The 12,184-nt window shown below is 66.5% G+C and carries 11 protein-coding genes; 3 read left to right on the forward strand and 8 right to left on the reverse strand.

Translation table 11 applies throughout. The annotated features are described in order from the left end of the window. Positions 1-73 precede the first annotated feature (73 nt). Positions 74-496, reverse strand: coding sequence for a YbaN family protein (locus SMAL_RS17670; RefSeq protein ID WP_012512148.1), 423 nt, complete (start codon positions 494-496; stop codon positions 74-76). A 55-nt stretch (positions 497-551) separates the two neighbouring features. Further along, a complete protein-coding gene (locus SMAL_RS17675) occupies positions 552-2,684 on the reverse strand; it encodes a S9 family peptidase (protein WP_012512149.1) in 2,133 nt (710 codons plus the stop codon). 197 nt (positions 2,685-2,881) lie between these two features. Between SMAL_RS17675 and SMAL_RS17680 the strand changes: the two genes are divergently transcribed. Next, a complete protein-coding gene (locus tag SMAL_RS17680) occupies positions 2,882-4,066 on the forward strand; it encodes a pyridoxal phosphate-dependent aminotransferase (RefSeq protein WP_012512150.1) in 1,185 nt (394 codons plus the stop codon). Between the two features lie 119 nt (positions 4,067-4,185). Here SMAL_RS17680 and SMAL_RS17685 read toward each other — a convergent pair whose 3' ends face one another. Then, positions 4,186-6,282 carry a prolyl oligopeptidase family serine peptidase gene (locus SMAL_RS17685; protein WP_012512151.1) on the reverse strand — a complete coding sequence of 699 codons (2,097 nt, stop codon included), beginning with the start codon at positions 6,280-6,282 and terminating at the stop codon, positions 4,186-4,188. A 69-nt stretch (positions 6,283-6,351) separates the two neighbouring features. After that, on the reverse strand, positions 6,352-6,678 hold the full coding sequence (locus SMAL_RS17690) for a hypothetical protein (RefSeq protein WP_006393450.1): 327 nt from the start codon (positions 6,676-6,678) through the stop codon (positions 6,352-6,354). 127 nt (positions 6,679-6,805) lie between these two features. Here SMAL_RS17690 and SMAL_RS17695 point away from each other — a divergent pair, with 127 nt between their 5' ends. Then, complete coding sequence (locus tag SMAL_RS17695; RefSeq protein ID WP_006393456.1) at positions 6,806-7,408, forward strand: lipocalin family protein; 603 nt, start codon at positions 6,806-6,808, stop codon at positions 7,406-7,408. A gap of 83 nt (positions 7,409-7,491) precedes the next feature. Here SMAL_RS17695 and SMAL_RS17700 read toward each other — a convergent pair whose 3' ends face one another. The 3 genes from SMAL_RS17700 to SMAL_RS17710 all read right to left on the reverse strand — a co-directional run bounded on the left by SMAL_RS17700 (position 7,492) and on the right by SMAL_RS17710 (position 10,292). Then, positions 7,492-8,181, reverse strand: a complete 690-nt coding sequence (locus tag SMAL_RS17700; RefSeq protein WP_012512152.1) for a methionine ABC transporter permease — start codon at positions 8,179-8,181, stop codon at positions 7,492-7,494. Continuing rightward, entirely contained in the window at positions 8,178-9,185 is a 1,008-nt protein-coding gene (locus SMAL_RS17705; RefSeq protein WP_006393468.1) for a methionine ABC transporter ATP-binding protein, read from the reverse strand. Before SMAL_RS17705 ends, SMAL_RS17700 begins: the two co-directional genes overlap by 4 nt. A gap of 210 nt (positions 9,186-9,395) precedes the next feature. After that, complete coding sequence (locus SMAL_RS17710) at positions 9,396-10,292, reverse strand: DMT family transporter (protein ID WP_012512153.1); 897 nt, start codon at positions 10,290-10,292, stop codon at positions 9,396-9,398. A 151-nt stretch (positions 10,293-10,443) separates the two neighbouring features. Here SMAL_RS17710 and SMAL_RS17715 point away from each other — a divergent pair, with 151 nt between their 5' ends. Next, positions 10,444-10,926 carry a YajQ family cyclic di-GMP-binding protein gene (locus SMAL_RS17715; protein ID WP_006393629.1) on the forward strand — a complete coding sequence of 161 codons (483 nt, stop codon included), beginning with the start codon at positions 10,444-10,446 and terminating at the stop codon, positions 10,924-10,926. Positions 10,927-11,034: 108 nt separating this feature from the next. On the opposite strand, the gene SMAL_RS17720 is transcribed toward SMAL_RS17715, so the two are convergent. Beyond that, positions 11,035-12,129, reverse strand: coding sequence for a helix-turn-helix domain-containing protein (locus SMAL_RS17720; protein WP_232273997.1), 1,095 nt, complete (start codon positions 12,127-12,129; stop codon positions 11,035-11,037). Positions 12,130-12,184 lie beyond the last annotated feature (55 nt).

A 12,184-nucleotide genomic window follows, 5' to 3' on the forward strand; every position in this document is an offset into this window, starting at 1 on the left:
ATCCGCCGGGCATGGCCCGGCGCTACCGCAACCGGGCCCGCTGGTAGCGCCGGGTCATGCCCGGCGAGGGACGCTATTCGGGTGGTGGCAGCGGCCGGGTCCACAACCAGATCGCCACCACGGTCATGCTGCCGATCGAGAACCACTTCACCCAGGCGATCGGCACGCACCACAGCATGATGCCGGCGCACACCGCCATGGTGATCGTGGCCATCCACTTGCCATAGCGGCTGACCGCGCCATGCGCCTGCCAGTTGGCGATGGCCGGGCCGAAGCGCGGATGTTGCAGCAACCAGTTGTGCAGGCGCTCGGAACCACGCGAGGCAGCCCAGGCCGAGATCAGGATGAATACGGTGGTCGGCAGGCCTGGCACGAAGATGCCGACGATGCCGGTGCCGAGGCTGACGTACGCCAGCAGCCACCAGGCCCAGCGGAAACGTACCGGCCGGACCGGCGCGGACGATGCTTTGGCAACAGGTGGGTCGGGCTGGCTCATCGCACAAGGATACCCAGAGCGGTGGCGGCGGCGATATCACCGCCGCCACCGTGCGTCATTCCGCCGCAGCGGCGCCGGCCGGGCCCTGGATACCCAGCTGCTGCAGCACGAAAGCGTATGACTCGGACAGCTCACGGTAGCGCTGGAAGCGCCCCGACTTGCCACCGTGACCGGCTTCCATGTTGGTGCGGAACAGGATCGGAAGATGGCCGGTGTTGTCGTCACGCAGCTTGGCCACCCACTTGGCCGGCTCCCAGTACTGCACCTGCGAATCCCACAGGCCGGTGCCCACGAACAGCGCCGGGTAGGCCTGCTTCTTCACGTTGTCATAGGGCGAGTAGGACAGCATGTAGTCGTAGTACGGCTTCTGCTCCGGGTTGCCCCACTCGTCGTACTCGTTGGTGGTCAGCGGAATGGTCGGGTCGAGCATGGTGGTGACCACGTCGACGAACGGCACCTGCGCCACCATCACCCGGTAGTCCTGCGGCGCCTGGTTGGCCACCGCGCCCATCAGCAGGCCTCCGGCACTGCCACCGGAGGCGGCCACGCGATCTTTCGCCGCCCAACCCTGTGCCACCAGGCCACGGGTGACGTCGATGAAATCGTTGAAGGTGTTCTGCTTGTGCAGCAGCTTGCCGGTCTCGTACCAGTCACGGCCCATTTCCTGGCCGCCGCGGATATGCGCAATGGCATACACCACGCCGCGATCGAGCAGGCTCACCGCGGTCTGGTTGAAGTACGGGTCCATCGACATGCCGTAGCTGCCGTAGGCGTACTGGAACAGCGCGCCCTTGCCATCCTTCTGGTAGCCCTTGCGGTAGACCAGCGACACCGGCACCTTGACCCCGTCACGTGCGGTGATCCACACACGGTCGGTTTCGTACTTCGATACGTCATAGCCGATCACCGGCTGCTGCTTCAGCTGACGGCGCTCGCCTGTGGCAGTGTTCAGCTCGAACACCGTAGTCGGGGTGGTCATCGAGGTGTAGACGTAACGAAGCCACGGTGTATCGGCCTCGGTGTTGTCGCCCAGGCCCATGGAATACGCCGGCTCATCAGCCTTCACGTAATCGCTGCGGCCATCCTTGAACAGCAGGCGGATGCGCTCCAGGCCTTCGGAACGTTCGGCGATGGCGGTGTAGGTATCGAACAGTTCGAAGCCTTCGATGAACACCGCGGCGTCGTGCGCGATCCAGTCCTGCCACTGCGAACGCGAGGTCGCATCGGTGGGCGCGGTGACCAGCTTGAAGTTCTTCGCACCGTCGTTGGTGCGGATCACCCAGCGGCCATCGTAGTGGTCGGCGTCATACTCGACATCGCGCTGGCGCGGCGCAAGCACGGTGAAGGTGGTCGGATCACCGGCCGGTGCGTAGCGCTCTTCCGAGGACACGGTGCTGTGCACGCCGATGGTGATGAAGCGGTCGTCGCGGGTGCGGCCGAGGCCCATGTAGAAACTGTCGTCCTTCTCTTCGTAGACGACGGTGTCGGCGCTGGCCGGGGTGCCCAGCACGTGCTTCTTCACGCGCACGGTCAACAGCGTTTCCGGATCATTTTCGACGTACAGCACGGTGCGGTTGTCGTCGGCCCAGACCAGATCACCGGAGCTGCCGCTGATCACATCGGGCAGCACCTGGCCGGTGCGCAGGTCCTTGAAGCGAATGGTGTACTGGCGGCGGCCGACGTCATCATCGGCCCAGGCCAACAGCTGGTTGTCCTGGCTGACCTCCATCGAGCCGACACTGAAGTAACCCTTGCCGGCGGCCAGTGCATTGACGTCGAGCAGGATCTCTTCGGGCGCTTCCATCGCACCCTTGCGGCGCGCATGGATGGGGTAGTCCTGGCCGGTCTCGTAGCGGCTGTAGTACCAGTAGCCGCGCTCACGCGCCGGCACGCTGGAATCGTCCTGCTTGATGCGGCCGACGATCTCCTTGTACAGGGAGTCTTCCAGTGGCTTCAGCGGTGCCAGCAGCTGGTCGGCATAGGCATTCTCGGCCTGCAGGTAGGCCAGCATGTCCTTGTTCTCGCGCTTGTCGTCGCGCAGCCAGTAATAGTCGTCGTTGCGGGTCGCGCCGAACGGCGCCTTGACCACGTGCGGATGCTTGGCGGCATCCGGCGGAACGGGCGGAGTGGCTGCGGTAGCGGTGGTGGTCATCAGGCTGGCAAGCAACAGGCAGAGGGTGGATTTCATGAGATAAGGCTCCTGGTGCATCAATGCAATGGTCTTCGACGGGGTCAGATCCCTTTTCCCGAAAAGGGATCTGACCCCAATACCGGCAATGCGGCAACCCTGCGGATCGTCATGGGTCGCGCGCGGCCCTCCTCCGGGCCAGAGCCCTTTTGCACGCAAAAGGGATCCGACCCCGGCACGCGGCGTACCATGGCGGCATGAGTACCCTGCCCCACACGCCGGGCTACAGCCGGCGCAGCCATGAAATCGCCCCGTTCCACGTGATGTCCCTGCTGGCCCGCGCACAGGCGCTGGAACAGGCCGGCCATGATGTGATCCACCTGGAGATCGGCGAACCGGACTTCACCACCGCCGAACCGGTCGTACGCGCCGGCCAGGCCGCACTGGCCGCCGGCCACACCCGCTATACCGCCGCGCGCGGCCTGCCGGCCCTGCGCCAGGCGATCAGCGGCTTCTATCGCAGCCACTATGGGCTGGACATCGATCCCGAACGCATCCTGGTCACGCCCGGCGGTTCCGGGGCGCTGCTGCTGGCCAGCAGCCTGCTGGTCGATCCCGGCCGCCACTGGCTGCTGGCCGACCCCGGCTACCCCTGCAACCGCCACTTCCTGCGCCTGGTGGAAGGCGGCGCGCAGCTGGTGCCGGTCGGCCCGGACACCGCCTACCAGCTCACTCCATCGCTGGTGGAACAGCACTGGAATGCCGACAGTGTCGGCGCGCTGGTGGCCTCACCCGCCAATCCGACCGGTACCGTGCTCTCCGCCGACGAACTGGCGGCGCTGTCGAAAGCCCTGCAGGCGCGTGGCGGCCATCTGGTAGTGGACGAGATCTATCACGGCCTGACCTACGGCCTCGACGCAGCCAGCGTGCTGCAGGTGGATGACAACGCGTTCGTGCTGAACAGCTTCTCCAAGTATTTCGGCATGACCGGTTGGCGACTGGGCTGGCTGGTGGCGCCGCCGGCGGCGGTGCCCGATCTGGAGAAGCTGGCGCAGAACCTGTACATCAGCGCGTCCAGCATCGCCCAGCACGCTGCGCTGGCCTGCTTCAGCGCGGAATCGATGGCGATCTTCGAGCAGCGCCGGCAGGCTTTCCAGCAGCGCCGCGACTTCCTGCTGCCGGCCCTGCGCGAGCTCGGCTTCCGCATCGACGTGGAGCCGCAGGGCGCGTTCTACCTGTACGCCGACGTCAGTGCATTCACCGATGACGCGCAGGCGTTCTGCAACCACTTCCTGGAAACCGAGCACGTGGCGTTCACCCCGGGCCTGGATTTCGGCTTCCACCGTGCCAACCAGCATGTGCGGCTGGCCTACACCCAGGAAGTGCCGCGGTTGCAGGAAGCGGTGGCGCGGATTGCGCGCGGGTTGAAACGATTCCGGTAGCGCCGGGCCATGCCCGGCGGCATATTGCCGCGCTCCGCGCTCGCCGGGCATGGCCCGGCGCTACCGTTCAACGAACGCCCAAAGAAAAACGCCGCCCGAAGGCGGCGTTTTTCATTCCATCACTTACCGCCCAACCGCTCCCACAGGAAGCTGTAGGCCAGCGCCGACATGTGCGCTGCCTGCGCATTGTTGGCCGCACCGCCGTGGCCACCTTCGATGTTCTCGTAGTAGGTCACGTCCTTGCCGGCGTCGGTCATCTTCGCTGCCATCTTGCGGGCGTGGCCCGGGTGCACGCGATCATCGCGGGTGGAGGTGGTGAACAGCACCGGCGGGTAGGTCTTCTTCGCGTCGAACAGATGGTACGGCGAGAAGGTCTTGATGAACTCCCAGTCGCTGGTGTCCGGGTTGCCGTACTCGGCCATCCACGAGGCACCCGCCAGCAGGTGGCTGTAGCGCTTCATGTCCAGCAGCGGTACCTGCACCACCACCGCACCGAACAGCTCCGGGTACTGGGTCAGCATGTTGCCGGTGAGCAGGCCACCGTTGCTGCCACCCTGCACACCCAGGTGCTTGGCCGAGGTGATCTTGCGGGTGACCAGGTCCTGCGCCACGGCGGCCATGTCTTCATAAGCCTTGTGACGGTTCTGCTTCAGCGCCGCCTGGTGCCAGCGCGGGCCGTACTCGCCACCGCCACGGATGTTGGCGACCACGTACACGCCGCCCTTCTCCAGCCAGGCGCGGCCCATGCCACCGGAGTAGTTCGGGGTCAGCGAGATCTCGAAGCCACCGTAGCCGTACAGCAGGGTCGGGTTGGAACCGTCCAGCTTCATCGTCTTGTCGTGCACCACGAAGTACGGCACGCGGGTGCCATCCTTGCTGGTAGCGAAGTGCTGTTCGATCACCTTGTCCTTGGCATCGAAGAAGGCCGGCATGGTCTTGAGCACTTCCGGTGCCTTGCCGATCTCGGCCAGTGCCAGCGTGGTCGGGGTCAGGTAGTCGGTGGCGGTCAACCACACCGCATCACTGTCGTTGCTGTCCACTGCTGCCACGCCGAGGGTACCGAACGCCGGTGCACCGACGAACGCGCTCTTCTGCCAGCCCTTCGCGCCCGGAGTCAACACCGACAAGCGGTTTTTGACGTCGTCCAGCACGTTCAGTACCAGGTGGTTCCGGGTCCACGAAGCGCCGGCCAGCGAAGTGGTCGCGGTCGGAGTGAACAACACCTCGAAATCGCGTTTGCCGGCCAGGAAGTCATCCAGCTTGGTCGCCAGCAGCGAACCGGAGGCATAAGTCTTGCCGCCCACGGTCCAGGCGTCACGCAGCTCCAGGGTCAGCCATTGCTTGTGCAGGCCCTTCTCGGCCGAGTTCGGCGCGTCGATCTTGGTCAGCGTGCCGTCGTCGCTGCGCAGGTAGATCTCGTTGTTGTAGAAGGCCAGCGTGCGGCTGACCAGGTTGCGCTCGAAGCCCGGGGTGTCATCGTGCATCGCCGCGATGTACATGTCTTCCGGCTTGCCTTCGTACACCACGCTGGCCGAAGCCATCGGCGTGCCGCGCTTCCACAGCTTGGCCACGCGCGGGTAGCCGGAGGTGGTCATCGAGCCGGCACCGAAGTCGGTGTAGACGAACACGGTGTCGCGATCGATCCAGTTCAGGCCGCCCTTCGATTCCGGACGGAAGAAGCCGTCCTTGATCCAGGACTTGTTGGACAGGTCGAACTCACGGGTGACATCGGCATCGGCGCCGCCGCGCGACAGCGCGATCAGGCAGCGGCTGTAGTCCGGGCGCAGGCAGTCGGCACCGTGCCAGACCCAGTTCTCACCCTCGGCCTTGTTCAACGCGTCCAGGTCGAGCACGGTTTCCCACAGCGGCGAGGCCTTGCGGTATTCGGCCAGCGTGGTGCGCCGCCACAGGCCGCGCTCGTGCTGCTTGTCCTTCCAGAAGTTGTAGTAGTAGTCGCCGATCTTCTGCACGCCGGGGATCTTGGCGTCGGAGTCGAGCACCTCGCGGATGCTGGTTTCCATCTGCTTGAAGGCAGGGGTCTGTGCCAGGCGCCCTTCGGACTTGGCGTTCTGTTCCTTGACCCAGGACAGCGGCTTGTCGCCGGTGACGTCCTCCAGCCAGGCGTAGCGATCGGTTTCTTCAGCGGCCACGGCGGTCCCCACCGAGGCAGCGGTCATCATGCCGGCCAGCAGGCAGGCGGAAGCGAGTCGTGACATTGCAGCTCCAGGCAGTCATAAGCCCAGGAACGCTAGCACGGAACATCGCGGCCGCCCCCGTGTCGAAGGTCAGGCCGTGGCCGTCGAGCCGCGCCGGCCTCGAGGCGTCCCGCCGCTGCGACGTCGCGCCTGTCCACCGGTACGACGTGCCAGCCGCAGCCACGACAGGCGTGGCAACGGGAAGCGCAGCAACGCCCACCAGGCCACCAGCGGCATGCCTACCAGCCACATCGGCAGCCAGCCCAGCCAGGCGCTGCTGCCGCGCGCGGCCGGCCAGACCAGTACCAGCGCCAGGCCGGCCAGGGCCAACTGCTGCACGCTGCGCAGCAGGCGCGGGTCGGCACGCTCGAGGATGACGCGTTCAGTTGCAGGGCGACGGACGGAACGTGCGTTCATGGGGCTTCTCCGGTAGACAATGCAACACAGCTTGGGCAAGCCCCTTCTCACAGGTTGCGACACCATTGACGGATCGCGTGCACACAGTCGACCATGCGCGTGCAAGCCCACTGGAGCACGCTCCCGCATGACCTCGATCCGCCCGCTCTGCGCCGTGCTGCTGGCCCTGTCCCTGGCGGGCCCCGCCATGGCCACCAGTGAGCCGCCGTCGCCCCGTGCCAGCGCAGCGCGCGCTTCCGCCCTGGACGAACCGATCGACCTGAAGCGTTTCATGGGCACCTGGTACGTGATCGGCCGCGTGCCGAACTTCATCGAACGCGGCCATGTCGCCAGCGTCAACCAGTACGAATTGCGCGACGAACACAAGGTCGGCATCACCTACCGCTACCGCGATGGCTTCGGCGAACCCCTGCAGGAAGTCCGCGCCCGTGCCAGCGTCGACCCGGACAGCGGCAACCACGGCTGGCGCACCTGGTTCTATCGCGTGGTGCCTACCCATTCGCGCGTGCTGGAAGTCGCCCCGGACTACTCATGGGCGCTGATCGGCTACCCGGGCCGCGAGATGGCCTGGATCTTCTCGCGTACGCCGGACATGGACAAAGCCCTGTACAAGGAGCTGGCCGAGCGCCTGCGTGACGAGTACGGGGTGAACACCGACAAGCTCAAGCGCGTGCCGCAGCATCCCGAGCAGGTCGGCAAGCTGGGCTACGAAGTGCCGAACGAGCGTTGAGATGGCGCCGCTGGGCATGGCCCGGCGCTACCTGCCACATGACCCTTCCGGTAGCGCCGGGCCATGCCCGGCGGATTCACCGATTATTTGCGGCTGTAATGCGTGACCAGGCGGTCGCCGAGCATCTGCAGCAGCTGCACCAGCACCAGCAATACCACCACGGTGACCAGGGCCACGTCGGTACGGTTGCGCTGGTAGCCTTCGCGAAGCGCCAGGTCGCCCAGGCCACCGGAACCAATCGCACCGCCCATTGCCGTGAACCCGACCAGCGCCACCGTGGTTACGGTCGCGGCTGCAATCAGGCCCGGGCGGGCTTCGGGCAGCAGTACCCGGCTGACCAGTTGCCAGGTGGTGGCGCCCATCGACTGTGCTGCCTCGACCACGCCGCGGTCTACTTCACGCAGGGCGGTCTCGACCAGCCGCGCGTAGAACGGTGCCGCACCGATGACCAGTGCGGGCAGCGTGCCGAGCACACCGATCGACTGGCCCATCAGCCACAGCGACACCGGGATCAGCACCACCATCAGGATGATGAACGGTACCGAGCGCAGCAGGTTCACCACCAGCGCCAGCACGCCGTAGGCAAAGGGCCGGCGCTTCAGCTGCGGCGCACCGAACACGTACAACAACACGCCCATCGGCAACCCAATGGCCAGAGTCAGTGGCAGCGAACCGGCCATCATCAGCAGCGTCTCGATGGTGGCCTTGCCGATATCCACCCATTTGTCCGCATCCAGGTGGCGGAAGAAACCTTCAGCAGTGGCGGCGATCATCGACGCAGTTCCTCAACGTGCACGCCGGCGGCCACGAATGCGGCCTGCGCGGCGGACTGGTCACCGCCCACCAGGGCGACCACCAGCTGGCCATACGGGGTGTCCTTGATCCGGTCGATACGGCCGGACAGGATGTTGTAATCGACCCCGGTCTGGCGCGCGACGCTGCCGAGCAGGGGTTCATAGGTGTCGCCGCCGAGGAAGGTCAGACGCACGATGCGACCGCCGACGACGTCGAAATCGCGGTGCAGCGCGCCTTCATCCACATGCTCCGATTCGCTGACGAAACGGCGCGTGGTCGGGTGCTGCGGATGCAGGAACACCCGGGTGACCGGCCCGGTCTCGACCATCTGACCGGCATCAAGCACGGCCACGCGATCGCAGACACGGCGGATCACGTCCATCTCGTGGGTGATCAGCACGATGGTGAGGCCCAGCTCTCGGTTGATCTTCGACAGCAGTGACAACACCGAAGCGGTGGTCTGCGGGTCGAGCGCACTGGTCGCCTCGTCGCACAGCAGGATCTGCGGGCGGGTCGCCAGCGCACGGGCGATGCCGACGCGCTGCTTCTGGCCACCGGACAACTGGGCCGGGTATTTCTGCGCATGCGCTTCCAGGCCGACGGTCTGCAGCAGCTCGGCCACGCGCGCGTCGATCTCCGCCTTCGGCGTACCGGCCAGTTCCAGCGGGAAGGCGACGTTGCCCGCCACCGTGCGCGAAGACAGCAGGTTGAAGTGCTGGAAGATCATGCCGATGCGCCGGCGCAGCGCGCGCAGGCCGTCCGGGTCCAGCGCGGTGACATCCTCGCCGCCGATCAACAGCCGTCCACCGCTGGGCTCTTCCAGGCGGTTGATCATGCGGATCAGGGTCGACTTGCCGGCACCGGAATGGCCAATGATGCCGAACACCTCACCGGCCTCGATGGTCAGGTCCAGCGGTTGCAGCGCGCTGACCTCGCGGCCGGCAACGGCATAGGATTTGTGCAGGCGCTGGAACTCGATCACGGGCGTGACTCACCGGCTGGGTGGCGGAAGGGGGCGTGCAGCCTACCAGCGTGGGGGCTTGCGCGCCCGCGCCATGGGCCAGAATGTTATTCCTTTTGGTTCTAAGGCGTAATTGCCGGCGATGACGTTGGGGTCAGAGCCCCTGCGGGGATCCGACCCCGGGGTCGGATCCCCGCAGGGGCTCTGACCCCATTCCCCGGCCCAACGGACTCAGGGATGATCCAGCGGCTTCGGCGGCTCCTGTCGGTTCACCCGCTCGCGATGCAGCAGGTAAAGGCCGGAGGCGACAATGATCGCCGCTCCCACCCAGGTATAGCCATCCGGCAGCTGGCCCCAGAAGGCCAGATCCCAGCCGATCACCCAGACCAGGCCGCTGTACTCCAGCGGCGCGATCATCGAGGCCTCGCCCAGCTGGAACGCCTTGGTCAGGGCAATCTGGCCCAGCGCCCCAGCCAGTCCCATGCCGGCGATCAGCGGCGCATGCGCCAGTTGCAGCGGCACCCAGCCCGGAATCGCCAGCAGGCCGGCGCCGATGGCCATGATCACCAGGAACCAGACCACCATCGACTGCGAGGTATCGGTGCGGGTCAGCAGGCTGACCGTGATCGCGGCGATGGCATAGGCGGTGGCCGCCGCCAGCACCATCAACCCCGGCACCGAGATGAAGCCGTCCACGCCCGGCCGCAGTACCACCAGCACGCCGATCAGGCCGATGCCGATGGCCACCCAGCGCCGCGGCCCAACCCGCTCGCCCAGCAGCGGCACCGACAGCGCCGCAATCAGCAGCGGCGCGACGAAATAGATGGTGTAGGCGGTGGACAGCGGCAGGTCACGCAGGGCGAACACGAAGCAGCCGATCATCGCCATGCCCAGCGCGCCGCGCAGCAGGTGCAGGCCCCAGCGGCGCGGGATCAGCGAGCGCGGGCCGGCGCTGACCAGCACCCAGACCAGCACGAACGGCAGCGAGGCCGCGCCACGCAGGAAGGTCACTTCCAGAGTCGGATAGCTGGCCGACAGCTGTTTCATGCCAGCATCCATCAGCGAGAAACAGGCGACCGCCGCAACCATCCAGGTCACCGCGCGCGAGGGAGAGCGTTGCAGGTTCATGGCCCATTATCGCCCGCCCGTTGCTCTTATGTAGCGCCGAGCCATGCTCGGCGGCTTTGTGTAGAGCATTCGAGCATGGCTCGACCCTACAAAACGGGCATGCAGCCGGCGCGATAGAATGGCCGCCACTGAATTCTGCGGAGCCTCGCCCATGCCTTCCTTCGACGTCGTGTCCGAAGTCGACACTCACGAGCTGACCAACGCCATCGACCAGGCCAACCGCGAGCTCGCCACCCGCTTCGATTTCAAGGGTGTGGATGCCAAGTTCGAGCGCGAGGGCGATGTGATCAACCAGACTGCGCCGACCGAGTTCCAGCTCAAGCAGATGAACGACATCCTGCGCGCGCGCCTGGCCGCGCGCGGCATCGACGTGCTCAGCCTGGAATTCGGCGATATCGAAACCAACCTGGCGCAGGCCCGGCAGAAGATCACCGTCAAGCAGGGCATCGAGCAGAAGATCGCCAAGAAGATCGCTGCGGCACTGAAGGATGCCAAGCTGAAGGTGGAAAGCCAGATCAACGGCGACAAGCTGCGCGTGCAGGGCAAGAAGCGCGACGACCTGCAGGACGCCATCGCGGTGCTGAAGGCCGGCAAGTTCGAGCTGCCGCTGCAGTTCAACAACTTCCGCGATTGATGGATTTCGCCGGGCTGGGCCCGGCGCTACCGGGTGGCGCGCGACTGATGACCCGGCGCGCCCCGGGCTGCAACGGTAGCGCCGGGCCATGCCCGGCGGACTGCGCGATCAATCGCGCAGCAGCTTGTACAGCGTGGTGCGCGAGATACCCAGCTGGCGTGCGGCCAGGCTGAGATTGCCGTCTGTGGCCTGTGCCGCACGGCGTGCCGCCTCGCGCTGCTGGTCACGCAGCAGCAGCGCCCCCGGGTTTGTCGGCGCACTCCGCTGCGCGCCGCGCCGCAATGCACCTCGCGGTGCCTGCAGATGCTGCAGGTAGACCGCACTGCCCTCGCCCAGCCGGACCCGATGCGGCGCACCTGGTTGCAGCAGGCGACGCCGTTGCGCCGCACTGGCACCGGCAAACAGCGCCTCCAGACTCAGCAACGGCAGCGGCCCGCGCCGTGGCAGACCCAACAGGCGCCTTGCAACGCGGTTGGCCGCGCGCAGCTGGCCGTCCTCCTGCACCGCCAGCAGCCCTTGCAGCGGCGACGCCAGCCAGCGTGGATCATGCTGCACGGCCAGCAGGTGCACGTCGGTGAGGGCATGGAACAGGCGGTTCTCGCTGGCCAGCGCGGCCTGCCGGAAATAGCCCTGCAGCAAGGACGGATCGCGCTCGCCCAGGCCGGTGATGTCGATCACCCCGAAGATCTTGCCGTCGAGATCGTGCAGCGGCTCGCTCAGGCAGAACACCGGGGCGAAACGCTGCAGGTAGTGCTCGTTGCCACGCACCAGCGCCGGCAGGTCGTCGGCCAGGCTGACCGCCGGTGCCGTGGTGCCGATTTCGCTCTCGCCCAGCCGCCGCCCAACCTGGATCGGCCTTAACAGTGGCGCGTCTTCCAGGCCATGCGCCTGCTGCGCGACCACCATGCCGTCGCGGTTGGCGCAGAACATCGTCCAGCCCCGTCCGCCGAACGCGGCCCAGAGTTGTTCCAGCTCCGGCTGCACGCAACGCGCCAGGCGTCGGTCATCGGGATGGGACAAATGGCGGCCATCGCCCAGCAGCGGCCGGTAGTCCGGCTCCTGCCCCGGCCGCAGGCCGGCCGCACGCGAGCGCTGCCAGGACTGCTGCAACGGCAAGGGCAGCACGCCCAGTGACTGTGCATCGCCCTCGGCGAAGGCCGCCCGGGCGGCCACCAACTGCTGTTGTCCCAGTGCGGAAGCCATCATGGATGCAGAGTACACCCGCGCTCGCCATGCCCGCGTTACGCCACGGCAACGG

The sequence above is a fragment of the Stenotrophomonas maltophilia R551-3 genome (assembly GCF_000020665.1).
GTDB lineage: Bacteria > Pseudomonadota > Gammaproteobacteria > Xanthomonadales > Xanthomonadaceae > Stenotrophomonas > Stenotrophomonas maltophilia_L.

What these genes read in the sequence shown, in the direction of transcription:
- SMAL_RS17700 (WP_012512152.1), bottom strand. Translation starts at nt 8,181, where the DNA reads ATGATCGCCGCCACTGCTGAAGGTTTCTTCCGCCACCTGGATGCGGAC.
- SMAL_RS17710 (WP_012512153.1), bottom strand. Translation starts at nt 10,292, where the DNA reads ATGAACCTGCAACGCTCTCCCTCGCGCGCGGTGACCTGGATGGTTGCG.
- SMAL_RS17685 (WP_012512151.1), bottom strand. Translation starts at nt 6,282, where the DNA reads ATGTCACGACTCGCTTCCGCCTGCCTGCTGGCCGGCATGATGACCGCT.
- SMAL_RS17680 (WP_012512150.1), top strand. Translation starts at nt 2,882, where the DNA reads ATGAGTACCCTGCCCCACACGCCGGGCTACAGCCGGCGCAGCCATGAA.
- SMAL_RS17670 (WP_012512148.1), bottom strand. Translation starts at nt 496, where the DNA reads ATGAGCCAGCCCGACCCACCTGTTGCCAAAGCATCGTCCGCGCCGGTC.
- SMAL_RS17675 (WP_012512149.1), bottom strand. Translation starts at nt 2,684, where the DNA reads ATGAAATCCACCCTCTGCCTGTTGCTTGCCAGCCTGATGACCACCACC.
- SMAL_RS17720 (WP_232273997.1), bottom strand. Translation starts at nt 12,129, where the DNA reads ATGGCTTCCGCACTGGGACAACAGCAGTTGGTGGCCGCCCGGGCGGCC.
- SMAL_RS17715 (WP_006393629.1), top strand. Translation starts at nt 10,444, where the DNA reads ATGCCTTCCTTCGACGTCGTGTCCGAAGTCGACACTCACGAGCTGACC.
- SMAL_RS17695 (WP_006393456.1), top strand. Translation starts at nt 6,806, where the DNA reads ATGACCTCGATCCGCCCGCTCTGCGCCGTGCTGCTGGCCCTGTCCCTG.
- SMAL_RS17690 (WP_006393450.1), bottom strand. Translation starts at nt 6,678, where the DNA reads ATGAACGCACGTTCCGTCCGTCGCCCTGCAACTGAACGCGTCATCCTC.